The following is a 25,251-nucleotide window of genomic DNA, read 5'->3' on the forward strand; positions in this document are numbered from 1 at the left end:
CATTCTGATATACCCAAAGTCATTGGCGTTGCAGGTAGGCGGCAAACAAATCCCGATGAACTCACATTAAGTCAGTGATTCGGGTGACACCCCTGCGGTTTCAAGAACGAAGGATATACACGGACACCACCCCCCTTAGAGGTGTAAAGGAGTAACTTTGATTACACATGTCAGCCCACTTGGTTCAATGGATCTGTTGTCACAGCTCGAAGTGGATATGCTCAAACGAACCGCCAGCAGCGACCTGTATCGTTTATTCCGCAACTGTTCATTGGCTGTTCTCAATTCAGGTAGCCTTACCGATAACAGTAAAGAGCTTTTATCTCGCTATGAAGGCTTTGATATCAACGTTCTGCGGCGCGAACGTGGCGTAAAACTCGAACTGGTCAATCCGCCAGAACATGCCTTTGTCGATGGTAAAATCATCCGCTCGTTGCAGGCAAACCTGTTTGCGGTCTTACGTGACATTCTGTTTGTGAATGGCCAGATCGTTAATGCTGGGCGCTTCCAACATCTTGATATGGAAAGCTCCAGCCATTTGACCAATCTGGTCTTTTCTATTTTGCGTAATGCCCGCGCCCTGCATCTTGATGAAGACCCGAATATGATTGTGTGTTGGGGCGGCCATTCAATCAATGAAACCGAATACTTGTATGCCCGCAAAGTAGGTAGCCAACTGGGTTTACGAGAGTTGAATATCTGTACCGGCTGCGGGCCAGGAGCGATGGAAGCACCGATGAAAGGTGCCGCAGTGGGCCATGCCCAGCAACGCTACAGAAATGGCCGTTTCATCGGGATGACCGAACCTTCAATCATTGCAGCTGAGCCACCCAATCCGCTGGTCAATGAATTAATTATCATGCCGGATATTGAAAAACGGCTTGAGGCATTCGTTCGTATCGCACATGGCATTATTATCTTCCCAGGCGGTGTGGGGACAGCGGAAGAGTTACTCTATCTGTTAGGTATTCTGATGAATCCGGAGAACAGTGAACAGGTATTACCACTGATCCTGACGGGGCCAAAAGAGAGTGCTGATTACTTCCGTGTTGTGGATGAATTTATCATGAATACGCTGGGCGATGATGCGCGTAAATATTACCAAATCATTATCGATAATCCGAATGAAGTTGCCCGCCAGATGAAACAAACGATGCCGCTGGTGAAAGAGAACCGCCGCAACACCGGTGATGCTTATAGCTTCAACTGGTCCATCCGTATTGCACCAGATTTACAACATCCGTTCGAACCGAGCCACGAAAATATGGCGAACCTCGATTTGTCTCATAACCAACCACCAGAACAACTGGCGGCAGCACTTCGCCGTGCATTCTCGGGCATTGTAGCGGGTAATGTTAAAGAAGTGGGGATTCAGGCCATTGAAGAGCACGGGCCTTACAAATTGCATGGCGATCCGCAATTGATGAAACAAATGGATAGCTTGCTGCAAGGCTTTATTGCGCAGCATCGCATGAAGTTACCGGGTACTGCTTATACGCCTTGTTATGAAATTTGCAGCTAAACCACCTTCTCCGGGCAGCATTAGCACTCAGTGCATCGGCTAACGCTGCCCGACATTAATCTGGCTTAACCTCATATAAGACAGGCTATGCAAATCCACCTTCTTATCGTCGATGCCCTTAATCTTATTCGTCGCATCCATGCGGTGCAGGGTTCACCCTGTATAAATGCCTGCCAACATGCGTTGCAACAGCTTATTTCACATAGCCAGCCTACTCATGCGGTTGCCGTGTTTGATGAGGATGACCGCTCCGATAGCTGGCGTCATCAATGCTTGCCGGACTACAAAGCAGGCCGCTCACCGATGCCAGATAATCTGCAACAGGAAATGCCGCACATCCGCGAAGCATTCAATGCACTGGGGGTTGCCTGCTGGCACTCACCGGGCAATGAAGCTGACGATCTGGCCGCGACATTGGTAGCAAAAATTAGTGGGGCGGGTCATCAGGCCACCATCGTTTCTACCGATAAAGGCTATTGCCAGCTATTGGCTCCCAATGTGCAGATTCGTGACTATTTTCAAAAACGCTGGCTAGATATGCCATTTGTGAAGCAGGAATTTGGGGTATTACCACACCAGTTACCTGATTATTGGGGGCTTGCGGGCATCAGTAGCAGCAAAATTCCGGGGGTCGTGGGTATTGGTGCCAAAACCGCCGCACTGCTATTGCAGCAAGTCAGCAGTCTGGAGGAATTGTATCAAAGCCTGGAATCCATACCGGAGAAATGGCGTAAAAAGTTGCAACAACACCAAGAAATGGCGTTTATCTGCAAGCAGATTGCCACATTGAAAACCGATTTGCTATTAAGTGGCAATTTACAGCAACTTCGACTGAAAAAATAATTTCAGTATAAAAATCAAGGGGCCAAAAGGCCCCTTAGACATAGCAATAGATGGCGGCTGATTAAAATCGCTCATCGCGACGGCCCGGCACACCCGCCCAGATACGACGCACATGTACCGTCACTTCTTCACGGTCATGGTAGAGCTGTTTAGCCTGGATATGGGCATTGATACCGTTTTCTTTCAGTTGCTCATCCATTATTTCCAGATTTTCCAAAACAATTTCAAAACGTTTCTTCATTGGCAATTTCAGATTGAAAATCGCCTCACGGCACCAACCGTTTACCAACCATTTAATGATAAGTTGCGTCACTTTGGCCGGTTTCTCGACCATATCGCACACTAACCAATAGATATTACTGCGCGTTGGCTCATATTTAAAACCATCAACACGGTGATGGGTTACCTGCCCGGTATCCATCAGACTTTGTGCCATTGAGCCATTGTCGATAGCTTCTATCATCATGCTGCGTTGTACTAACTGATAAGTCCAACCACCGGGGCACGCGCCTAAATCGACAGCGTGCATCCCACTTGCCAGGCGTTCTTCCCATTCATCGGCCGGGATAAATACATGGAAAGCCTCTTCCAGTTTTAACGTTGAGCGGCTTGGCGCATCTGATGGGAATTTAAGGCGTGGGATACCCATATAGAATGGGGAGTTATTATTGCTATAGGAATAACCCACATAGCAGCAACCCGATGCAATAAAGAACACATGAACTACCGGCCGGTGGGAATTCTCACGAGCAGAAAGAATTTTCTGTTCGCGCATAGCATTACGCAACGGCACCGTCAGCTTACGGCAGAATTTGAGCAACTCTTTGCTTTCATTGGTATCAGCGACTTCAACGCGTAACTCACCTGCTTTTTCGACAACACCAACTAACATACCCACTATCGGCGATACGCGATCTTCCGGTGGCAAATCTTTCAATAATTCCCCCACCACCATCATCTGGCGGGCGAAAATCAATTCGCGAAACGGCACTTCACGGATCAAACGGTCAGCATCTTCCAGTTGATAGCACTCAAACAGAACATAGCCGCTGTTATCTTTTACCCGTGCGAAACCAAATATTTCGAGCTGTGCCGCTTTGGCAGTAATTTCTGCCGCACACTCTTTCTCAAAACCTGAGCGGCAATATAAAGCAATTTTATTATTCATGGCGTTCGGCCCTTTTTCTTAGACGCAGCGCGCCAATCAACATCAAAATCCATCCCGCCAGAAAACATACTCCGCCGATTGGCGTGATATATACCCACAGTTTCAGGTGTGATAGAGCCAGGCAGTATAAACTGCCGCTAAAGAGCAGAATACCAAGCGCTAACAAGGCTCCGCTCCAGTAAAACCAAATACTTATCTGCCGTTGCATCGCAATGGCCAACGCCAAAATTGCCAGCGTATGGAACCCTTGGTATTCCAACCCGGTACGAACCCAGGCCATCTCATTCGGCCCCAAAGCGGCACTCAATACATGAGCACCAAAAGCACCGAAAGCTACATAGAAGAAACCGCTCAGGGCGGCAAATATCAGCATTAAACGACCATTCATCGTTATTAACCTTAAATTAGATAGCGTTACACCCAAGTTACTTAGAGATGCAGGCAGGCGGCAACCGAACAAATCCCAGACACTTAGATAGCTAAGTGTCTGGGTGAGTATGCGCAGCCAATACCCCTGCATCTTGAAGGGCAACGGGTATATACCCTCATAGCAGGTATGTCGTTACATCGCCCGACAATAACCCATTTTATCGTAGTGGATTACCATCATGAATGGGTTGTCATTACTACGCAGATACTGTGATTGATCAGCCGTCATAGCGAAAGCGCAACTTTTCCTGCTCGCTGGCAGCTTTGGCCAGTATCCACTGACGAAAGGCGGCTATTTTACCCAGTTCTGCCTGACTGTCATGACAAACCAGATAAAAAGCATTTTTACTTACCAATACATCATTAAATGGGCAGACTAAACGTCCAGCCTCAATCTCTGATTGCGCCATAACATTATTCACCAGCGCAATACCTTGCCCGTGTACGGCCGCCTGAACCACCATCGCACTGTGACTGAATATCGGGCCTTGCTGCACATTAATCTGCGGAACCCCCAGTTGTCGGGTATACGCCATCCAGTCACGGCGGGAAGTATCATGCAACAGAGTGTGATTAGCCAGATCTGCCGGTACTTTTAATCCATGTTCTCCCATCAGCAAGCTGGGGGCGCAAACCGGCAATAAGAATTCGGCATATAAACGTTCAGTGCGCAAGCCGCTCCAGTTGCCACGGCCATAAAATATCGCGACATCCACATCATCAGCCAGTTTGTCCTCTTCCCGATCAACCGCTTGAATCCTGACATCAATACCGGGATAAGCCGTATTAAAACTTGAAAGACGAGGAACCAACCATTGAATGGCAAAACTGGGGGGCAGGCTAACAGTTAGCGCACCTTTTGCACTGCGGGCCTGTAACTTGCGGGTAGCTTCGTTGATTGAGGTGAAAATTTCTTTGATATCAAGATAGTAACTCTGCCCCTCTTCGGTCAGAAGCAAAGAGCGGTTACGGCGGCGGAAGAGTTTTAGTCCAAGAAAATCCTCCAGCGACTTTATCTGGTGACTGACAGCAGCTTGAGTAACAAATAACTCCTCGGCTGCTTTAGTAAAACTCAGGTGGCGTGCGGCCGCATCGAAAACCCGCAAAGCGTTCAGGGGTGGCAATCGTTTTGACATTAATTGGATACTTTTTTATAACGGCTCATCTTCAGATGAAACCCTTTGTTTACTTATTAGTTTTTATAATCCGAGCCATTATAAATTGTCCGTTGATGATGCGCCAGCAAATACCTATAGTGGCGGCACTTCCCGAGCCGGAACGAAAAGTAGGTTTAGTATCCAGGTACTGAAATGCTTTTGGCTTTGTGGTTGTGATGTTGTGTTTGCAAATGGTCTGGTATGCCAGACATAGTAGCTAAGCTACTGTTTTTTCACTTCCTGTACATTTACCCTGTCTGTCCATAGTGATTTTATGCAGCACCGCTAATTTGCGGTGCTTTTTTTTACCTGATTTCCAGAGCTTATCTCTATTAAGAAGCTAAATATTCAGAAACTAAATGTAAGCGTCACCACGCATTGCACATCGATAAAGCTTAAATTTAACTTGTTGCTGATAAACTCAAAACGGTGATCAGGCTTCTTTTCAGTATTGACTCAGCAATAAACAACCTGCCTGCACGCTAAACTAGTTACCCTCAGCCATTTCTTTCACCTCAGAGCGGTTAATCTGCTGTTCGGTGCCATTGGCATCGATGTAACTTATCATTCCGGTATCATCATCTACTTTAGGTTTACCATCGGCAACGATAGTGCGACCATCATTGGTGTGCATAACGTAGTTGCTTGAACAAGCGGCTAAAGTAAAAGTAAGCATAAGTGCAGAAATTACGGCTGCGATCTTTTTCATGGGTGACTCCTTGCAGATTAAAATGCTAAAAAACTCATTTTAGTTACCAGACAAATTGTTATGTCCATTACTATTTAGCATAACCCGCTTCTGACATATTTCCAGCGTTCAGGGCTGTAAGCGGGTGATTTATGAACAAAATGTATCAAATTGAGACAGTTCCGAAGTGACCCAAAGGATGCAATAAACAGTATGAAGGTTTTTGAGCCAACGAATTTTCGTCAGGAATTTCCTGCACTTAGCGATGAAATAATCTATCTGGACAGTGCAGCAACGGCTCTGAAGCCGCGTGCAATGATTGAAGCAACACAACAGTTTTATCAGCAGGATGGGGCAACGGTACACCGTAGCCAGCATCAGTCAGCATGGTCATTGACGGTTCGTTTTGAAGAAACCCGCCAACAGGTTGCTGACTTTATCAATGCGCCCGCAGCAGAAAATATCATTTGGACCAAAGGAACGACCGAAGCGATTAATCTGGTAGCACAAAGTTATGCGCGCCCTCGCCTGCAAGCGGGGGATGAAATAATTGTCAGCGAAGCAGAGCATCATGCCAACCTTATCCCCTGGTTGATGGTGGCAGAACAAACCGGTGCCACAGTAGTAAAACTGCCTATCGGCCCTGATTATCAACCCGATTTACAGCAATTAGTCCAATTGCTTAATAAGAAAACACGAATATTGGCGTTGGGGCAGATGTCTAATGTGACCGGTGGCAGCCCGGACCTGGTGCAGGCGATTACACTCGCCCATCAATACGCTTGTGTGGTGGTCGTGGATGGCGCACAGGGTGTCGTACATAATCCGGCAGATGTTCAAGCGCTTGATATTGATTTTTATGCTTTTTCCGCCCATAAACTCTATGGCCCAACCGGAATTGGTGTGCTTTACGGTAAAACCGAATTACTGGAAGAGATGCCAGCCTGGCAAGGCGGCGGTAAAATGCTGACCCATGCCTCCTTTGGCGGCTTTACTTCCCATGAAGTGCCTTATCGCTTTGAGGCGGGAACGCCAAATATTGCGGGAGTCATTGGTTTCTCGGCAGTGCTTCGTTGGCTGGAGCGCATTGATCTGGAGGAAGCAGAAATATATAGCCAACACCTGGCTACAATGGCAGAAGATAAGCTGGCTAAATTGGCCGGTTTTCGCAGCTTCCGTTGCCAGCAATCCAGTGTGTTAGCCTTTACTTTCAACGGCATTCATCACAGCGATTTAGTGACCTTACTGGCCGAACAAGGCATCGCATTGCGTGCCGGGCAACATTGCGCACAGCCTTTAATGGCAGCATTGGGTGTCAGCGGTAGCCTGCGCGCCTCTTTTGCGCCTTATAATACCGCTAACGATGTTGAAGTCTTATGTGAGGCGATCACTAACGCTCTGGAGTTATTACAAGATTAAGCGCCAGCAGATTAAAATTCCGCTAATAAGAGAAGAAAATGATAATTGCACCACACCCTTTTGGTCACAGCCTAACTGCGACAACACTGCTTGAAACATTCAGCGCCCATAAGCAATGGGAAGATCGCTACCGTCAGTTGATTTTACTGGCCAAACAGCTCCCACCGTTACCCGAATCATTAAAGCACAATGAACTGGAGCTGACCGGTTGCGAAAATAGAGTATGGCTGGGGCATCAGCACCTACCGGATGGTCGTTTACATTTCTACGGTGACAGTGAAGGCCGGATTGTACGTGGGTTACTAGCAGTTATTCTCACCGCGGTGGAAGGTAAAACCCCACAGCAGATACTGAAAGAAGATCCCTTGGTTCTGTTTGAACAACTAGGATTACACCAACAGCTAAGTAGCTCACGCGCCAGCGGTTTACAGGCGTTGGCGCAAGGGGTGAAGGCTATCGCAGCTCAGTATGTAGGGTAGGGCTATTTCCCCTGACGGGCGGCTTTTGCCATCATTTTCTTCAACGCATGAGATACCGCGACAAAACCAAAGGTGGCGGTGACCATCGTGGCTGAACCAAAACCTGAAGTGCAGTCCATCTTTTTCGGCCCTTCGGCGGTACTGCGGGATGCACACACCGAACCATCCGCCTGCGGATAAACCAGTGGTTCGCTGGAAAACACACAATCAATCCCCAACTTGCCTTTACTATTTTTCACCACGTTAAAATCACTTTTCAATCTTTCACGCAGCTTGGCCGCCAACGGATCTTGAATAGTTTTCGCCAGATCAACCACTTCAATTCGGGTGGGATCGATCTGCCCACCAGCGCCTCCCGTTGTCACTACCGGGATTTTGTAGCGGCGGCAATAAGATAATAGCGCCGCTTTTGGGCGTACACTATCAATAGCATCAATGATATAGCTGAAATTATTGTTTAAAAGCTGTGCGACATTATCCGCAGTAATAAAATCATCAATACAGGTCACACGGCATTCAGGATTGATTGCCCGAATACGTTCTGCCATCACATCCGTTTTAGCCTGCCCAACATGGTGGCGTAAGGCATGGATCTGACGATTGGTATTGGTCACACAAACATCATCCATATCAATCAAAGTAATCGCACCAATACCGGTACGAGCCAACGCTTCCGCAGCCCAAGAACCTACACCGCCGATTCCAATGACGCAGACATGGGCCTGCGAAAACAGTTCCAGTGCTTGCTGACCATATAGACGCGCTATGCCGCCAAATCGCTGTTGGTAAGCATCGGAAAAGGTTGTGTTCATGGATTTATTACCTTAATTGCGTCGAAATGCTTTAATTATATCGATTATATGAATGGAAAAGCGGCCAGTTGGCCGCCTGACAAAGAGTAGAGTCTATCCGGCAAAATAGCCCGTTTACTGGCTCTGATTGCTCACTAATAACGAACTATTACCCGTGATGGTAGTTTTAGTACCACCTTGATAAGCGGTAAACAGCGGCCCGCTGCTTTGCGCATTTTTTAACACCCAAACACGGCCATAATGGTTGTAGAAGCCGGCAGCTTGCCCTGCTTCATGGCCAATCCCTTGATAGATATCAAAGTGTTGGCCTTTAATTGCACCACCGACATCCAATGCCACCATCAGGCGCATCTGATATTGGCCGGTGAATTTACCCTGATTATCCAGCAAAGGCACTTCCGCCAATAGCGTGCTACCCGCAGGGATTAGCGAGCGATCAGAGGCTACAGAGGCTTTGGCAATTAATGGAACCGCACTCGCGCCTTTTACCGGCGCATACATTTCCGGTTTAAAGAAGACAAAGGACGGATTCTGTTCTAACAGCTCCCGAACGTCCGATTCACTGTGAGTTTCAGCCCAATGACGGATAGCCTGCATCGACATATCCGCTTTTGCCACTTCGCCGCGATCAATCAGCACCTTGCCGATGCTCCGATAGGCATGGCCATTTTTCCCGGCGTAACCGAAGAAGGTCAGTGGCCGTCCATCGCCGTAATCCACATACCCGCTGCCCTGCACTTCCATCATAAAGTTATCCACCAGAGAATTGGTGTAAGCGATAACTAAATTTTTGTTATCCAATGCGCCTGCATATATCGCAGCGCGATCTGGTAAACGGCGTTTCCCTTTCGCGGGCATACGATACAGTGGATGGCGGAATTCACCTTGCGGTGTATAACGGGCCTGAAGCACCGGTGTGTAGTAACCGGTAAATTGCACATTACCAAAGTTATCTACCCCTTCCATCTGATAGGCATTCAGACCAAACAAACTCAACTTACTGGGATCAGCCCCCGCCAGCATCCAATTTTCTACTGCATTGAATGTACTACTATTGCGGTTATACAGACCCGGTGAGGATTGGTTAATCACTTTCACCTGATCAGAGAAATCTTTTGCGTTGACTGGCTTACCTGTTGCGTGTGGTTCATTCACTAACTCCAGTGGATGCTCCAGACGCCCATCTTTATATTGCTGCCCGCGATCCGTTGGCCGCGACTGGCAACCTGCCAAAACAGCAATCATTATTCCACTCAGTAGGTATTTACCCCAACGACTCGTCATTTCACGCCTTCTCTTACTTATTTTATCTACCGGCGAACGATAACAAACGCCTATAGAGAAAGGAATCAGCAGGTGGAAAAAAATCCCCTGACGCCGTTATGGGGAAAAAGGAAACAGATAGTTGATAAATTAATCGAAAAAACCTATTTACCCTAATTAAGTGGCAAAACTACTTGCAACAGATCTCATCCAGAGTATAGTGCGCTGAATCGGACGCGGGGTGGAGCAGCCTGGTAGCTCGTCGGGCTCATAACCCGAAGGTCGTCGGTTCAAATCCGGCCCCCGCAACCAACCGATACTGGCTACCAGCAGTATCAAATGTGGTTCGATAGTCTTGAAATTTAAGATGAATTAGGTAGAATAGCAGTCGAAGTAAATAGTGTAATGACGGACGCGGGGTGGAGCAGCCTGGTAGCTCGTCGGGCTCATAACCCGAAGGTCGTCGGTTCAAATCCGGCCCCCGCAACCAATTACACCATTAAGTAATGAAAAGTAGTAGCAAGATAGAAAATAGTATTAAGACGGACGCGGGGTGGAGCAGCCTGGTAGCTCGTCGGGCTCATAACCCGAAGGTCGTCGGTTCAAATCCGGCCCCCGCAACCAATTCTTAATTATTTTCGTATCAACATCAGACACCCTTCAGGGTGTTTTTTTGTTTCTGGCATTCAATAAATTACAACAATTCGGTTAAGCAAGGGCAATCCTGCCCCTGCTATATATCAATGCCCTTCCCAGTTACAACCGTGCCATCGCGCCACCATTGGCAAAATAAGCTTTGATGCCAGCAAAAATAGATTCAGCAATTTGCTGCTGAAAACTGCTGGTTCGCAATTTTCGCTCTTCTTCCAAATTACTGATAAAAGCGGTCTCAACCAGAATAGATGGAATATCGGGGGCTTTTAATACAGCAAAACCAGCCTGGTCAACACGATTCTTGTGCAGCTTATTGATTTTACCCATCCGATTCAGCACTTCTTTGCCGAACTTCAGGCTATCGTTAATCGTCGCCGTTTGTAGCAAATCAATCATGGTATGGTCCAGATAGCGATCACCACTTTTACTGATCCCACCAATCTGGTCTGCTTCGTTCTGTGTCTGAGCCAGAAAACGTGCCGTGGTACTGGTTGCCCCTTTGGTTGATAACGCAAATACCGACGAGCCTCTGGCCGCGCGATTGGTGAACGCATCGGCATGAATTGAAATAAATAAATCGGCACGCAACTTACGGGCTTTCGCCACTCGAACTTTTAGCGGAATAAACACATCTTCATTGCGGGTCATAAATACCCGCATATTGGCTTCTTTCTGGATGAGCGCCTGTAGCCGGCGAGCAATTTGCAGCACAACATCTTTTTCACGGGTTTTATTTTTACCAATCGCACCGGGATCTTCCCCGCCATGCCCAGGGTCTAGCATGATAACAATCGGTCTATCACGTCCAGCCTTACCCGCTTTAGGTGTCTCTGCCGGTAGGTTCCGCTCAACGTTCCCTTTATTGTAATCTTCCAATAATGCCAACAGTGGGTCATTTTCTGCTGAGCTTCCGCCCTCTTTCGGGTATAAATCGACCACCAGACGGTTACGGAACTCTGCAAAAGGTTTCAGGGTAAATAGTTGTGGGCTGATACTCTGCTTGAGTTCCAATACCAGGCGGACAGTATTCTTATCAAATTGCCCTACCCGCGCCTGTTTTAGATAAGGATCGCCGGACTGCACCTGATTACTGATCTCTTTCAGCACACTGTTTAGATGTACCCCCTCGATATCAACGACGATGCGATCAGGATTAGTCAGGTTGAACTGACGGTATTTCAGCGGGGTATTGGATTCCAGCGTTACGCGGGTATAGGTTGAAGAAGGCCACACCCGGACAGCAATAATATGTGACGAAGCAGCAAACCCAACCCGGCTGACACTCAGCATCCAGGCGCTCGCGGCACCTTGCAATAGACGGCGACGCCCAGAATTATGATTCGAATCTGCCATGTAACTCCAAAGTAACTACCAATATATGAAGAAAAAACGACCAAAAAAGTTTATGTGTAAAAACTTTAACGAATCAATCCCATGCTGTCATTAGAAAAACATTTTTATGTTATTCAATTTATTAATGAGTGTGAGCCATACATATGCATTCATTAGCAATTTGTTGCTTGCCATCCTGACCAAAAAAGAATAAAAATACAAAAATAGCGAATAAAAATTCAAAGAGGTCTGCCGTGAAGGAACGTAGTACCGAACTGGTTCAAGGGTTTCGCCATTCAGTTCCCTATATCAATGCGCACCGTGGCAAAACATTTGTAGTCATGCTGGGTGGCGAGGCGATTGAACATGAGAATTTCTCTAGTATCGTCAACGATATCGGCTTGCTACATAGCCTTGGGATCAGGCTGGTCGTGGTTTACGGCGCACGTCCACAGATTGACAGCAATCTGGCACAACACCATTACGAGCCTATTTATCATAAACATACCCGAGTTACTGACGCCCGAACACTGGAAATGGTGAAGCAGGCAGCGGGTTTATTACAGTTGGATATTACGGCCAGATTATCGATGAGCCTGAATAATACACCGCTGCAAGGTGCGCATATTAATGTAGTTAGCGGTAACTTTATTATTGCTCAGCCACTGGGTGTCGATGATGGTGTGGATTATTGCCATAGTGGCCGCATCCGCCGTATTGATGAAGAGGCCATTCATCGTCAATTGGATAATGGTGCGATCGTATTACTGGGGCCAGTTGCCGTATCGGTCACCGGTGAGAGTTTTAACCTTACGTCAGAAGAAGTCGCTACCCAGTTAGCGATTAAACTAAAAGCGGAAAAAATGATTGGCTTCTGCTCATCCCAAGGGGTGACCGATAGCGAAGGCAATATTATCTCAGAACTGTTCCCAAATGATGCGCAAAAGCGCATTGAAGATCTGGAACAAGACGGAGATTACAACTCAGGAACAGTCCGTTTTCTGCGCGGCGCGGTAAAAGCGTGTCGCAGTGGTGTACGCCGCAGCCATTTACTGAGCTATCAGGAAGATGGCGCATTGGTACAAGAGCTATTCTCTCGTGACGGTATCGGTACACAGATTGTTATGGAGAGCGCCGAGCAAGTGCGTCGCGCCACCATCAATGACATTGGTGGAATACTGGAATTGATTCGACCATTAGAACAGCAAGGGATATTGGTGCGCCGTTCGCGTGAACAGTTGGAAATGGAAATTGATAAATTCACTATTATTGAACGGGATAACCTGACCATTGCTTGTGCCGCGCTCTACCCGTTCCCCGAAGAACAGATAGGCGAAATGGCCTGCGTTGCAGTGCATCCGGATTATCGCAGCTCTTCACGCGGCGAAATGCTGTTGCAGCGGGTCACCAATCAGGCTCGCCAAATGGGGCTTAAGAAACTGTTTGTCCTGACCACCCGCAGTATCCACTGGTTTCAGGAGCGAGGCTTCACGCCGGCAGAAGTGGAGGTTTTACCGATTCAAAAGCAGGAATTGTATAACTATCAGCGACGCTCTAAGATCCTGTTGGCTGATCTGTGATGACCTCAAGGGGCTAACCGCCCCTTGGTTTTACTTCGTGACTCACCTTATTTCATTCAAACGATCGACCAATCCACTAAGGCGCTGTGTTGGTGTCCGAATCGCACTGCTCAACACGGTATCGTTGCAATATAAGGTTAATCGCTCGCGAGCACGCGTTATGGCGGTGTAGACCAATTCACGCGTCAATACTGGCATAAAGGTGCCAGGTAATACCAACGCGGTATGCTCAAACTCCGAACCTTGCGATTTATGCACGGTCATGGCATAAGCCGTTTCATGGCTGGGAAGGCGGCTGGGTTGCACCGATTTTATCGTGCCATCGGGTAACTGGAAATGCACCCGCAGCTCCCCCTCACAATCTAGCAAGGCGATGCCGACATCCCCATTGAACAGGCCAAGCGCACTGTCATTAAGCCCGATCATCACCGGCCGGCCAACATACCAGCGGCCAGATGGCCCCGGCGCACGATCAATCAACCTGTTGCGATGTAACAACTGCTCAATTCGCTCATTTAAGCCACTAACACCAAATGGCCCGGTGCGTAATGCGCACAGCAGTTGGTAACGGCCAAATGCCGCCAGCACTTCAGATGCATCCATACCCGCAGCAGCCAACTGAAGATAATGCTGATAACCCGTCATGCTGGCCTCCAGCAACACCTGATAATCATCCGTATCAACTAATGGAAAGCGTTCAACATCGCGATAAGTACCGTTTAAGACGGATAATGCCTCGCGATACTGACCGGCGTTAACCGCCAAAGCCAGTTGACCGATCCCCGATTTCTCATCAAAGCGATAGCTTTTACGCAGCAGGCACAGGCTATCGCGCACATTGGTCGCATCTTTATCACTACGTCCAACCGGAATCTCTCCGCTTAGTGCATATCCTGTCAGCCGTGTGAGCTGTTCAGCTCGCGAGTCGCTATAACCCAATTCAGCAAAACGGCAGATATCGCCCAGTACAGCTCCCGCTTCAACCGATGCCAGTTGATCGCGATCGCCAAGGAAAATCACCCGCGCTTTAGCCGGCAATGCCGCAATTAATCGCGCCATCATCGGCAAATCCACCATAGAAGCCTCATCCACCACCAGCACATCAAGACTTAACGGGTTACCTTGATGGAAGCGCAGCCGCTGGCTATTAGGTTGAGCACCCAACAGACGGTGCAAAGTTGATGCCTGATCTGGAATCAATTTTCGCTCATTATCATTTAGGGCGAGCTGGCGGATGGCTTTACCCAATGATTCAGTCAAACGCGCGGCGGCTTTCCCTGTCGGGGCAGCAAGCTGGATGCGTAACCGTTGAGCCGAGTTAAGTTGTATCAGTGCAACCAATAGCCTGGCAACGGTGGTGGTTTTACCGGTTCCTGGCCCACCAGATATAACCGAAATCCGGCGGGTAACTGCAACGGCGGCGGCGACTTTTTGCCAGTCGACCTCACGCGTTGCCACACCAAATAAGCGGTCCAACGTCTCCTTGAGTAACGGCTCATCAATGAGTAGGGATTCATTGGTAGCCGTGATCAGGCTATCGCTGGCGATAAACCGCACCACATCCCCTTCGTATTGCCACATCCGTTGCAGATACAAACGTTCATTTTGTAATACCAATGGTGTGGGCTGCGAGCCATCACTGACGGCCGGTGAGCGTTGCAACACCTGTAACCAGCGCGGCTTATCAGGGGCACCGGCGGCCTGCCACAGTGCTTGAGATAAATCAGGTTGCCGCCCACCAAAAAACTGAGCGGGTTGCAGGCAACTTATCGGCAGACAAACATGCCCGGCCCCGGCTTCTGCGCTAAGTATTGCCGCAGCCAGTTGGAGTTGTGGGTCATCATCACCGGCAATCATGCGCGAAAACTGTAGATCCAACGGGCGTAGTAAGTGGTCACGAACCGCCTGAGCCAATAAAGCCATCATATTGACGCCGCCTCCTGACGATGGGCCTTACCGCTAAATACGCGATCCATTCCTTCAATCAGCTCCCACTCAGGGCGGCAACTGAAAATACCGTTAGCTGGATTTTGCGGCTCGACCCCACGCAAGAAGAGATAAATCACGCCTCCGAAGTCGCGTTCATAATCGTAATCAGCCAGACGATGGCGTAAATAGCGGTGTAATGCCAGCGTATAAAGCTGATATTGCAGGTCATAGCGATGTTCAGCCATCGCCTGAGCCATCGCATCGTAGGTATAGGCGCTGCTATCTTCACCCAGCCAGTTGGATTTGTAATCCAGCAAGTAATACTTGCCCTGCCAGCAGAAAACCAGGTCAATAAACCCTTTGAGCATCCCTCGGACTTGCTGAAAATCCAGTGCCGGGCATTGGCGAGACAGTGGGTCATAGTGCTTGATTAAAGCGTCTAATTCATTGGCACATAACAGCGTGTCGATGGGCAGATAGAACTGTAATTCCGCCAGTTTGCTGTGCGGCGTCAATTGCGCCAATGTCACACCGGTTTCATTAAGAGGCGTTTGTACAATGTTGTTTAGCCACTGATATAACATCACTGACCACTGTTCGCCGAAGCCTTGTTGTTGAAGTTGCTCCGCCAGCCAGCCTGCGTCAATTGGCTGACTAAAATCGAGTGGTTCGAGTAAATCGTGCAAGAACGTCCCTGGTGCAGCCCCACGCGGGAAACTATGAGGAGTGAGACGTGCCTCAGCCGTTAATACCTGCTCACCCACGGCATCGATGTCCAGCCGTGGTAACAGTTCCTGAAGTGCAGTATTCAACATCAGTACCACACCACCTTTGGTAGAGCCATGTTGCTGCAAACCGGAGTAACTGGTCACTCGCCAATGATCTTGTAGCTGTCGGGTAAACTGACGCGCGGCAAGTTCCGGTAAGGTTTCTGGCGCTGGCTGCCAGGGCGTATCATCCAAATGCCCTGCGGGTGAAACGGAGATCTCACCGCCCTGTAACGCGGCCAATTCAGCTAACTTTTCAGCCAGATATTGGGCATCACCCGCTTGCCCCCGCTGCACCAAATAGCCTAATGCGCTGAGGTGCATGTCACTTTCGCCCTGTTTTTTGCGCCCACCCTTAATCAGCGGAGCAATACCAATGCTGCAATGATAGACCGCACGCGTTAGTGCCACGTAGAGTAATCGTAAGTCCTCCGCCAGCCGCTCTTCTTCCGCCAGAGCCTGGCTCTCTACATCGGCGTTTAGGTCAAGTAAGGCTTCAAAGCTGTGGCGATCGTGATACAACACGTCTTGCTGCTGGCGGAAATTAGCAATAAAAGGCAACCAGACTAACGGATATTCCAGCCCTTTCGATTTGTGGATAGTGATGACTCGAACCAAATGGCGGTCACTTTCCAGCCGTAACTGCTGGTTATCTGACTGATGATTGGGTTGCGCGATTTGCTGCGCTAGCCAGCGGATTAGTGCGTGCTCACTATCTAGCTGTGACGCAGTCTCTTGTAACAACTCCCCCAGATGCAGTAAATCTGTCAACCGGCGCTCTCCTCCCGCAGTGGCTAACAAATTTTCGGCTACATGACGGCGCGCAATAATCTCTCGCAACATAGGCAGCACACCACGGCGCTGCCAATGCTGACGATATCGGTCAAACTCATCGACCAGAGCATCCCAGGCGCGCTCATCGTGATTCAATGCATCCAGCATTTGTGCATCCAACCCCAACATCCCGGTCGCCATCGCACTGCGCAAGGCGCGCTCCTGCTCGGGTGCCAATACAGCTTGCAATAACCACAGCAGGTCTTTGGCTTCCGCCGTATCAAATACACTGTCACGATTGGATAAATAAACCGATGGAATGGCTAATGCACTCAGTGCATCGCGCACCAAGGCCGCCTCTGCCCGGCTGCGTACCAGAATAGTGATATCCGATGCCTGAACTGGCCTTGAGCCAGTTGCGGTGACTAAATTCGCCAGCCCCTGTTGACCGGCCGTTAGCCAGTCACGAATTTGGGCGGCGCACTGTCGCGCCATTAGTTGTTGGTACTCACTAACCCCAACACCTTCGCCCGATTGTAGCCAAAAGTGCATGGCTGGCTGTTTTTTCCCTTTAATTTCAAAAGACAGGCCGCTATTTTTTCCGGCTGCCGCCACATTAATAAAAGGAATCTGTTCAAACAGAAAAGGGCTATCCACCAGACTGAATAGCCGGTTCACTGAACGCACCATCGGGAAAGAGGAACGCCAGTTAGTTTCTAATGTGTAGTGGGCGCTTACTTCGGATCGAGCGCGAATATAGGTAAAGATATCAGCACCACGGAAAGCATAAATTGCCTGTTTAGGGTCGCCGATCAACAACAAGCCACACTCACCTTGCCCGCCGTAGAGCGTATGAAAAATACGGTATTGTTGCGGGTCGGTATCCTGAAACTCATCAATCATCGCAACCGGATAACGAGAGCGAATGGATTGGGCCAATAACTCACCGCCCTGTTGCTGTAATGCAGCATCCAGTTTACTGAGCAAGTCATCAAACCCCAACTGTGCCCGCTGACGTTTCTCTTGCTGCACAGAGGTGCGAATTTCACTGATAGCACGGGCTAAAATCAGATCCCGAAGTGTCAGCGGTTGCTCATATATCGTGTCGATAACACTGAACAGTGCGTGTTGCGGGGCGGCACCTTTTTTAGTTTTTTCCAATAACACTGACTGGCGAAATTTTTCCAGTTCTTTAGGCAACTGATAATCACCCGTCTCTTGGTTTGCCCATTCACCCACTTTTTCCAGCCAGTTAGGAAGATATCTGGCGCTATAGCTGCGTTTATCAACACCCGAACCACTAATTAATACTTCCAGCTCATGAGCGGCCAAACGCCACTGTGTTTTTACCGCATCAATTTTCACCACGATTTGCTGATGCCGGCTCAGTATCGTTTCATCATCACCAGGGGCTTGGCGAAACGTTGGCGTTTCGCCTTGCAAATAAGTGGAAAGGTCTTTGAGTAATGCCTCTGGCCCACTCCATTCCTGACTAACGGCACGGGCCACCGCCAGAGGAAGCGGATAGCAATGACGCCGCCAGAAATCGGCGCACGCTTGCCGTCGTAGCGGTAGCTCGTCCTGCACCAGAGTTTGTTCAAATAAAATGCCAGACTCAAAAGCATTATTAGCCAACATTCTCTGACAAAAGCCATGAATGGTGTAAATCGCTGCTTCATCCATCTGGCGCTCCGCTGCCAGCAATTGGGCAGCCGCTTCACTCAGATCGGCAATTTCAGCTAACAAAGCCTGATGCATTGGGTCAACACTGACTCCCCGCACGCAGGCGATACGCAACCCGTGAATATTGTCGCGAATTCGCCCTCTCAACTCTTCTGTTGCCGCTTCAGTAAAGGTCACCACAAGGATTTCCTCTACCATCAGAGGGCGACGAAATGCAGCATTGCCCCCTAACCCCAGCAACAACCGGAGATAAAGTACCCCGATGGTAAAAGTCTTACCCGTGCCGGCGGAGGCTTCAATCAGCCTCTCGCCGTACAAGGGCAGCGTCAGCGGCTCAAGCCGCTGGGGAGTGATTGATGTCATGGAGCCAAGACCTTCTGCGGCAAGGTCGCTTGCAAGGCTGATGTTGTGGGATAAGTTGTCCATCCATCAACAACAGCGTACCCGCCGCTAGATTGCCCCAGCCCCTTAACCTGAGAAAGCAGCGCCAAACCTTGCGGTTTGATGACAGCTTGCTGGAAGAAATCAGCCAACGCGGTGCTGTTAAGCTGTTTCACCTGAGCTATCATTTTCTCGCGGCTATCAAAGGCGAAATTATTACGATTGAAATCGTTACTAAAACGCCCGGCCTCTTCATCCAGCGTTTGTGGCCGTTGCATCAACTGATTGATAAGTGCTTGTTTATACTGCTCGAAATCAGCAGGTTTCATATCACGCAGGCGCTTTTCAGCTTGCGGATAGAAAGCGAGATAACGTTGATAAAGGTAAGCTGGTTGCTTGCTGTTGCTTTGCAACACGAAACCTAACCCCCACTGCCGCCCAACCGGCATCGGGAAGGCGAACACCGCATAGCCTAGCTGCTCTTCAGTGCGCAGTTGGTCATAGAACCACGGTTGGATGATTTGCCCAAGTAAGGCGCTATGGGCCATGCTACTGATCTCGTTGTAGCCGGTGGGTACATAAACAGCCGCCAGTGCGGCATCCGAGCTGCTGCCAATGCGTTCCATATTGGCTAACTGTGCTTTATCCACCACCACATCTTCGCCTGTCCACCAAGTAGTACCGGTCAGACTAAGCTGTTTTTTCAGCGCCTCGGTGAGTTCAGTGACTTGCTGAGCTGTCATGTTACCGACCGCTAACACTTCCACCGCCGATTGTTTCAGCAGGCTGTCGCGGTAAGTCACGACATCTTTTACGCTGATACTGTCGAGCAATTTACGCCGTTCGCTACGCTCCGAATAAGGCACTCGAGATAACATTTTCGCGGGTTGAATCGCCAATTCATAGGCTTTGCCTTTTTCGGCAACATCCAGTTGCTCCCGATACCAGGATTTAGCCTGGGCCAATTGATCTTCTGTCGGTGTAAAACCGGAATAGCCTTCAACCAATGAGGCCAACAACTGTGGCATACGCTGGGTGAAACCATTAGCGCTCACATACAAACCATTATTCGCAGCCGTTGAGAAGCTGATACCGCCAATTGAAGCCTGATAACTCAGTTCGTCGAGTGAAATGCCGGCCAGATAGTCTGTCAAAGCAAACAACACCTGATGACGGGCATTATCCAGCGCGTGTGGATTGCGGAAAGCTAACGCGATATCGGCTTTCGGTTCGTCAGCAAAATACTGGCTCGGCATATAAAACACCCGCAATCCCGGCTGATTGGCGGCATCTTGTGGCCGGGTAATATTTTTATCTGTTTTGATTAACGTGAAATTATCAGGGATATAGGGGTTAAGTGTAGGCAAACTCAGTGCCATGTTTTTACCCAGTTGCTGCCACGTTTTTATTTCCTGTGGGCTGATTTTAGCCACCTGATAAGGCGCATCGACAAAGTAGGCGACTTTATTGTGCGGCTCTTCCGGGCTGACATACCAGATACGGGCATTTTCTGCTGTCATTTCGGCCAGCCGGGCGGCAATCGCTTTAGGGTCATAATGGTCAGCCAAATAAGGGGCATCAAGTGTATGTGCAACAGGCACTCGCAGCATCATGTCCACCAGCCACTCAATGTAATCCATGTCGCGGGTAATCGAGGGGTAGCGGAAATCAAGATTTAAAACATGAGCAATTTCATCAAAATAGCTCTTTTTGATTCCCTCTTTCTGCAACATATTGATGTAATCGAAGATGGCAGCGACGACAACGTCACGTTTGGCTAATCCTTTATCGGTCAGTGATACCGAGATGGAGAATACCCCTCCATTTCTGTCCACCATCGGGTCAGCACCCGCATTGATAGCATCGGCCAGGCCCTGTTTTTGTAACCAATCAGACAACGTATCTTTGCTACGGTTACCAATCAGATAGCTAATATAGGTATCTGTTTTACTACGGAATTCTGCGCTGTTATTCGCAATGCGAAAATCTATTTTTAACTGCTTACGCGGCTGGGCGGGAACATAGTGAATAATGATACCGGTTTGAACCGGGGTCACTGCTGGCACGGTAATCGGCGGCACGGTGGCATCCCGATTTGGAATTCGGCCAAAAGTATCTGCCGCTAATTGCGCTAACTGTTCCAGTGACTGGTTGCTATACAGCACTCCCACCATCAGGTTGGCCGAGTAATAACGATGGTAGAAGCTCAGTAACTCGTCATGTAATTTGCCATCGGGCTTGTCTTTCAGCGTCTCCAGATTACCGCCGGAGAAACGCGCACTGGGGTGCGCGGGATTTAACGTTTCGGCATTAACCTGTGCCATGCGCATACCGTCACGGGAACGGGCCATCGTCAATTCAGCATTAACCGCATTACGCTCACGATCAGCATTAATCGGGTCTAACAAGGGTTCGGCAATGGCATCGGCCAAGCGTTCAACCGCGGGTGCCAAAGCATCATTTTCAATTTCAAGATAATAAGCGGTGCGATAAGAAGCGGTGCTGGCATTATGGCTACCGCCGTGCTTTTTCAAGAATTCAGAGAAACTACCGGGTTGCGGGAAACGTTTAGACCCCATCAGCACCATGTGTTCAAGATAATGGGCTAAACCCAGTTGGTTATTCGGATCTTCCAGTGATCCGACGGGCAGTGCCAATGCCGCCAGAGACTTAGGCGCTTGTGCATCAGAAACCAATAACACCGTCATACCATTAGGCAATTTTATTGCCTGATATTTACGCAGGTCATGTTCACTTTTGTGAATGGCTTCTGCCAGTGGTTGCCACCCCGGTTCCGCCGCCCAACTCAATGGAGCCAACAAACCCAGTAAGAAAAATATGCCAATAATGCGCGCCAACTGTTTATGCATTCCGTTTCTCCCTTAACCCCTTAAAATTGCCGCTAAAGCACTTACTCATGCTCTCTTGTATAACACGCTTACGGTTGTATGGCCTGACACATGCAGTTTTACGCCTTATTATGACGGGCTATCGGTAATAAATAACGTTCCGTTTCGTGTAAAATCATGTCGAGATTTTGGTTATCCATCAGCCTGAAAACCCGTTGGATATAGTGGTCTTGCCCCTCTCCCGCAACACGTTGGTCACCTTGCCAAACCTGTAGCAGCTTCATCCGCGCCTTAGTTTGCGTTTCTTCATCCCACAAAATCTGGCCAGAATCGCTATCAAAACAGTGGCTCAACCACGCCCAGCCACTTTTGCTTAACAGTAATAGCGGCTCACACATACCCTGTTGATAACCCGCGATAAGTTGCTGTAAATAGTGGCGAGCATCATCGTGACCAAGAGCATCATAGCGCCATGCGGTTCCTTTGCGGCCATACATGCGACTTTCTCCCGCGCCCCCCGTGGCACAATAAACTAAGTGCTCAATCCATAATAACAGTCCATCCACTGCGGTCAGGGCCGCAGGACGCCAACGCACTAAGCCATCCTCTTGAATCTGATGCATCCACCCTGTCAGGGTGGTAGCACCAAACTCAATATTTAGCTCAATACTGTGATTTTCTTTACGTTCAGCGCGAATTTGCTCAGCTAATGGCACCATTTCTTCTTGCTGACTTTCCCAGTAAAGCTCACCAAAAGATCCATAAGGAAGGCTACCGGCGGCTCTGGCCCGGGTGAATACCGTATTAATATCACCTTCATCTATCAAAACATTCAACAACTGCGTATTGAATTGATAGCGATTAAGGTTATCTAAGGTGAATGGTTCTTCATCGGACAGCTCGGTTTCTTCAATAACAAAGTTTACCCCCAGCCGTAACTGGAAAAAGGCGCGCACCGGATGACGATAAAAACGGATTAACTCATCCAGGGTAACTTCAGACAAAAGCTCAGGGGCGAGTACTTTATTAAACTCAGGATGCGCCTGCCCTTTGGATTCAGCCGAAGGCAGCCATTCCGCAGCATAACTTTGTAACTCGCTATTTTTAATGAAATTTTCTGGCGCAAATGGCATACGTGGATGCCAGCATAACAAATGCTCGATAACCCGACCGGCACTGTCATCGGCACTGAGGCATTCATCCCCCGGTAAGCGATAACTTTGCGAAATGTATTCAATTAATTCACTCACCAGGACGGAAGGGTAGCGCTTGCTGTTGTCCTGAATAGAGCGGCCAATGTAGCTGATATAGAGCTGCTGCTGCGCCGAAATAAGTGCTTCCAAGAAAAGGTAACGGTCATCATCACGGCGACTACGATCCCCACGTCGTACCTGTTTAGCCATAAGATCAAATCCCAGTGGCGGCAACGTGCGTGGGTATACACCGTCATTCATGCCCAATAAGCAAACCACCTTAAATGGAATCGAACGCATCGGCATCAAAGTACAGAAGTTAATCGGGCCAGCAAGAAAACGCTGGCTGATACGCTCATTGTCTAACCGGCCCGCTAAGTCATCTCGCAATAAATTTAGCGGCACCCTGTCTGGATACTGCGCCGCAATACCGTAGCTAATCACTTTCTGCCACTGCTGTTCAATCAACACCAGCACCGCTTCGGTATCATTATCAGGTTCAAAAAAGGTATCCAATAGTTGGCGACACAAGGGCAACCATTCACTCAGCACGCGGGGTTCGCTTAACCGCTGCCGCCATTGGCTCAGTTGCATCAGCATATCGGCCAATTGCCCGGCCAGTTCCGCCGCCAGGCCGCTCGACTCATCATAAGGCAGCACGCCTTGCCAATCCCCAGCGGTGCTGTCCATTGCATAGCCCAGCAGCATACGGGTTAAACCAAAATGCCAGGTATGCTGCCCAGTCGCGGGCAGGGACAACTCCCGTACATTGTCATCATCCAGCCCCCAGCGGATGCCTGACTCACCAACCCAGTGCCGTAAACGCCGTAGGTCATCTTCAGCAATACCAAATTTATTCGCTAAAGCAGGGACTTCCAAAAGTGCGAGAACGTGCTCAGAGGTAAAGCGGCTCTGAGGTAAGTCAAGCAAGGTAATAAATGCCTGCAAAGCAGGATGTGCCTGACTGGCTTTGCGGTCAGAAATTGTAAACGGCAGATAGCGCTCACCGCTTGCATTGCCAAATGTGGCCTGAATATAGGGGGTATAACTGTCAATATCTGCGACCATCACAATGATGTCGCGTGGAGTCAGTTCAGGATTTGCCGCCAGTAGCCCCAACAGACTGTCTTGTAGCACCTCGACTTCCCGCTGAGGGCTGTGACACACATGCAGGCTGAGAGAGCGATCGGATAACGCCAGCAGGCGCTTTCCCCCACTGTGGGCTAAGGTTTCCGGCGAGGTGCCAATAACCGCGTGGTCTTCCAGCTCCAAAATGTCATGCTGAACCCCCTGTAACAGGTTATCTGGCTCGATATCGACAAAAGCATGAACTTCTTGAATATCATCAACCTGAGACAGTAAAAACATATGATCACGCCCCAACCGCCCCCACGAAGCCAGTAGTGGGTTAGTCAGATCCTGTTCCCCATCAGCATTAAACAACTGCTCTGCTTGCTCCGGGTTTCTAAACAGGTTTAATTCAATCGATTCACGATAGTGGCGGCGTTTACGGCTTTGTAGTTTAGCGAGAAAGGCATAATCCTGAATATCGCCCCAGAAATAGCGACAGGGGTTAGTAAACATCAAATGAATATCAATGTGTTTACCCAATGCTTGTAGCGCCTGCAAATAAACAGGGGGCAGAGCCGAGATACCACAAATAAACACCCGTTTAGGTAAACCTACGGGGCAAACATCTGATTCGTGCAACGTGCGGATAAAACGCTGATAGAGATTGGCACGGTGCCATTCAGGTTGTTCTAACTGGCGGGTATAGCGCGTTAACTCCACCCATAACAAAGCCTGCCATTGTTGGGCTTCGTCGAGATTGTCAATCAGTTGCCCACGCTCCCAGCTATCAAGCCATTCAGGGCGATAGACCAGATATTGGTCAAAAAGGTCTGCGACCCGTGCTGCAAGTTGGTGAATCTTGCGTTTGTCGTCATCGTCACTTAAATAGCGTTTCATTGAGGAAAATACCGGATTCTCCAATAAATCCGGCAGCAGCCACATCAGTTTCCATGTCATAGCATCTTTGCTAAAAGCACTTTCTTTCGGGATTCCGGGCAAAACACGGGTAAACATATCCCAAATAAATGTTGCTGGCAGAGGAAACTCAATATTGGCTGCAATGCTAAATTGTTGTGCCAGTTGCATTTGTAGCCACTGCGCCATACCAGGGCTTTGAACTAACACCACCTCTTGCTGGAAAGGGTTATCCAACGGTTCTCTTTCTATCAGTGCCGTCGTCAGCGCTTTGAGTAAATCCAATTGATTAGAATGATAAACCGTGAACATTGTGACTCCCTTGAGACCCGATGGAAAATAT

At 48.9% G+C, this 25,251-nt stretch carries 16 protein-coding genes and 3 tRNA genes; 8 read left to right on the forward strand and 11 right to left on the reverse strand.

Features of this window, described 5'->3' with window-relative positions; translation table 11 throughout:
• Positions 1 to 157 precede the first annotated feature (157 nt).
• Both ppnN and xni read left to right on the forward strand, forming a co-directional pair.
• Complete coding sequence (gene ppnN / locus AT01_RS07920; RefSeq protein ID WP_042546736.1) at positions 158 to 1,522, forward strand: nucleotide 5'-monophosphate nucleosidase PpnN; 1,365 nt, start codon at positions 158 to 160, stop codon at positions 1,520 to 1,522.
• An 87-nt stretch (positions 1,523 to 1,609) separates the two neighbouring features.
• Positions 1,610 to 2,365, forward strand: a complete 756-nt coding sequence (gene xni / locus AT01_RS07925; RefSeq protein WP_042546737.1) for a flap endonuclease Xni — start codon at positions 1,610 to 1,612, stop codon at positions 2,363 to 2,365.
• A 61-nt stretch (positions 2,366 to 2,426) separates the two neighbouring features.
• On the opposite strand, the gene rlmM is transcribed toward xni, so the two are convergent.
• The 4 genes from rlmM to AT01_RS07945 all read right to left on the reverse strand — a co-directional run bounded on the left by rlmM (position 2,427) and on the right by AT01_RS07945 (position 5,828).
• Positions 2,427 to 3,533 (reverse strand): 23S rRNA (cytidine(2498)-2'-O)-methyltransferase RlmM, encoded by a 1,107-nt coding sequence (gene rlmM, locus AT01_RS07930; protein WP_042546738.1) that lies wholly within the window; start codon positions 3,531 to 3,533, stop codon positions 2,427 to 2,429.
• Complete coding sequence (locus tag AT01_RS07935; RefSeq protein WP_082039567.1) at positions 3,526 to 3,921, reverse strand: DUF423 domain-containing protein; 396 nt, start codon at positions 3,919 to 3,921, stop codon at positions 3,526 to 3,528. The genes rlmM and AT01_RS07935 overlap by 8 nt, the downstream gene beginning before the upstream one ends.
• Positions 3,922 to 4,180: 259 nt before the next feature.
• Positions 4,181 to 5,098, reverse strand: a complete 918-nt coding sequence (locus tag AT01_RS07940; protein WP_042546739.1) for a transcriptional regulator GcvA — start codon at positions 5,096 to 5,098, stop codon at positions 4,181 to 4,183.
• Between the two features lie 508 nt (positions 5,099 to 5,606).
• Positions 5,607 to 5,828: a YgdI/YgdR family lipoprotein gene (locus AT01_RS07945; RefSeq protein ID WP_042546740.1), complete on the reverse strand. Its 222-nt coding sequence runs from the start codon at positions 5,826 to 5,828 to the stop codon at positions 5,607 to 5,609.
• Positions 5,829 to 6,020: 192 nt separating this feature from the next.
• On the opposite strand from AT01_RS07945, the gene csdA reads away from it, so the two are divergent.
• Positions 6,021 to 7,226: a cysteine desulfurase CsdA gene (csdA, locus tag AT01_RS07950; RefSeq protein ID WP_042546741.1), complete on the forward strand. Its 1,206-nt coding sequence runs from the start codon at positions 6,021 to 6,023 to the stop codon at positions 7,224 to 7,226.
• Positions 7,227 to 7,264: 38 nt separating this feature from the next.
• Positions 7,265 to 7,705 carry a cysteine desulfurase sulfur acceptor subunit CsdE gene (csdE, locus tag AT01_RS07955; protein WP_042546742.1) on the forward strand — a complete coding sequence of 147 codons (441 nt, stop codon included), beginning with the start codon at positions 7,265 to 7,267 and terminating at the stop codon, positions 7,703 to 7,705.
• Between the two features lie 2 nt (positions 7,706 to 7,707).
• Here the strand turns inward: csdE and tcdA are convergent, their stop codons facing one another.
• Together tcdA and mltA are read right to left on the reverse strand one after the other, a co-directional pair.
• Positions 7,708 to 8,517 carry a tRNA cyclic N6-threonylcarbamoyladenosine(37) synthase TcdA gene (gene tcdA, locus AT01_RS07960; RefSeq protein WP_042546743.1) on the reverse strand — a complete coding sequence of 270 codons (810 nt, stop codon included), beginning with the start codon at positions 8,515 to 8,517 and terminating at the stop codon, positions 7,708 to 7,710.
• A gap of 114 nt (positions 8,518 to 8,631) precedes the next feature.
• A complete protein-coding gene (gene mltA / locus AT01_RS07965) occupies positions 8,632 to 9,801 on the reverse strand; it encodes a murein transglycosylase A (protein WP_042546744.1) in 1,170 nt (389 codons plus the stop codon).
• A 214-nt stretch (positions 9,802 to 10,015) separates the two neighbouring features.
• Between mltA and AT01_RS07970 the strand changes: the two genes are divergently transcribed.
• The 3 genes from AT01_RS07970 to AT01_RS07980 all read left to right on the forward strand — a co-directional run bounded on the left by AT01_RS07970 (position 10,016) and on the right by AT01_RS07980 (position 10,404).
• Positions 10,016 to 10,092: transfer RNA gene (locus tag AT01_RS07970), tRNA-Met, on the forward strand.
• 101 nt (positions 10,093 to 10,193) lie between these two features.
• Positions 10,194 to 10,270 (forward strand) — tRNA-Met (locus AT01_RS07975).
• A 57-nt stretch (positions 10,271 to 10,327) separates the two neighbouring features.
• Positions 10,328 to 10,404 (forward strand) — tRNA-Met (locus tag AT01_RS07980).
• Positions 10,405 to 10,536: 132 nt separating this feature from the next.
• On the opposite strand, the gene amiC is transcribed toward AT01_RS07980, so the two are convergent.
• Positions 10,537 to 11,787, reverse strand: coding sequence for an N-acetylmuramoyl-L-alanine amidase AmiC (amiC, locus tag AT01_RS07985; RefSeq protein WP_042546745.1), 1,251 nt, complete (start codon positions 11,785 to 11,787; stop codon positions 10,537 to 10,539).
• A 233-nt stretch (positions 11,788 to 12,020) separates the two neighbouring features.
• Between amiC and argA the strand changes: the two genes are divergently transcribed.
• Positions 12,021 to 13,346: an amino-acid N-acetyltransferase gene (gene argA / locus AT01_RS07990; RefSeq protein ID WP_042546746.1), complete on the forward strand. Its 1,326-nt coding sequence runs from the start codon at positions 12,021 to 12,023 to the stop codon at positions 13,344 to 13,346.
• Between the two features lie 42 nt (positions 13,347 to 13,388).
• Here argA and recD read toward each other — a convergent pair whose 3' ends face one another.
• The 4 genes from recD to recC form a co-directional block, all read right to left on the reverse strand.
• The gene (gene recD, locus AT01_RS07995) at positions 13,389 to 15,272 is read right to left on the reverse strand and encodes an exodeoxyribonuclease V subunit alpha (RefSeq protein WP_042546747.1); all 1,884 of its coding nucleotides are present in this window, start codon (positions 15,270 to 15,272) and stop codon (positions 13,389 to 13,391) included.
• Entirely contained in the window at positions 15,269 to 18,862 is a 3,594-nt protein-coding gene (gene recB, locus AT01_RS08000) for an exodeoxyribonuclease V subunit beta (protein ID WP_042546748.1), read from the reverse strand. The genes recD and recB overlap by 4 nt, the downstream gene beginning before the upstream one ends.
• Positions 18,859 to 21,750: a pitrilysin gene (gene ptrA / locus AT01_RS08005; RefSeq protein ID WP_042546749.1), complete on the reverse strand. Its 2,892-nt coding sequence runs from the start codon at positions 21,748 to 21,750 to the stop codon at positions 18,859 to 18,861. Before ptrA ends, recB begins: the two co-directional genes overlap by 4 nt.
• A 98-nt stretch (positions 21,751 to 21,848) precedes the next feature.
• Positions 21,849 to 25,220: an exodeoxyribonuclease V subunit gamma gene (recC, locus tag AT01_RS08010; RefSeq protein WP_042546750.1), complete on the reverse strand. Its 3,372-nt coding sequence runs from the start codon at positions 25,218 to 25,220 to the stop codon at positions 21,849 to 21,851.
• Between the last annotated feature and the right edge of the window lie 31 nt (positions 25,221 to 25,251).

It is taken from the genome of Yersinia aldovae 670-83 (assembly GCF_000834395.1).
GTDB lineage: Bacteria > Pseudomonadota > Gammaproteobacteria > Enterobacterales > Enterobacteriaceae > Yersinia > Yersinia aldovae.

Coding starts and splice junctions, on each gene's coding strand:
- xni (WP_042546737.1), top strand. CDS start 1,610: ATGCAAATCCACCTTCTTATCGTCGATGCCCTTAATCTTATTCGTCGC.
- csdE (WP_042546742.1), top strand. CDS start 7,265: ATGATAATTGCACCACACCCTTTTGGTCACAGCCTAACTGCGACAACA.
- ptrA (WP_042546749.1), bottom strand. CDS start 21,750: ATGCATAAACAGTTGGCGCGCATTATTGGCATATTTTTCTTACTGGGT.
- AT01_RS07935 (WP_082039567.1), bottom strand. CDS start 3,921: ATGAATGGTCGTTTAATGCTGATATTTGCCGCCCTGAGCGGTTTCTTC.
- recC (WP_042546750.1), bottom strand. CDS start 25,220: ATGTTCACGGTTTATCATTCTAATCAATTGGATTTACTCAAAGCGCTG.
- rlmM (WP_042546738.1), bottom strand. CDS start 3,533: ATGAATAATAAAATTGCTTTATATTGCCGCTCAGGTTTTGAGAAAGAG.
- AT01_RS07945 (WP_042546740.1), bottom strand. CDS start 5,828: ATGAAAAAGATCGCAGCCGTAATTTCTGCACTTATGCTTACTTTTACT.
- AT01_RS07940 (WP_042546739.1), bottom strand. CDS start 5,098: ATGTCAAAACGATTGCCACCCCTGAACGCTTTGCGGGTTTTCGATGCG.
- amiC (WP_042546745.1), bottom strand. CDS start 11,787: ATGGCAGATTCGAATCATAATTCTGGGCGTCGCCGTCTATTGCAAGGT.
- recD (WP_042546747.1), bottom strand. CDS start 15,272: ATGATGGCTTTATTGGCTCAGGCGGTTCGTGACCACTTACTACGCCCG.
- mltA (WP_042546744.1), bottom strand. CDS start 9,801: ATGACGAGTCGTTGGGGTAAATACCTACTGAGTGGAATAATGATTGCT.
- recB (WP_042546748.1), bottom strand. CDS start 18,862: ATGACATCAATCACTCCCCAGCGGCTTGAGCCGCTGACGCTGCCCTTG.
- tcdA (WP_042546743.1), bottom strand. CDS start 8,517: ATGAACACAACCTTTTCCGATGCTTACCAACAGCGATTTGGCGGCATA.
- csdA (WP_042546741.1), top strand. CDS start 6,021: ATGAAGGTTTTTGAGCCAACGAATTTTCGTCAGGAATTTCCTGCACTT.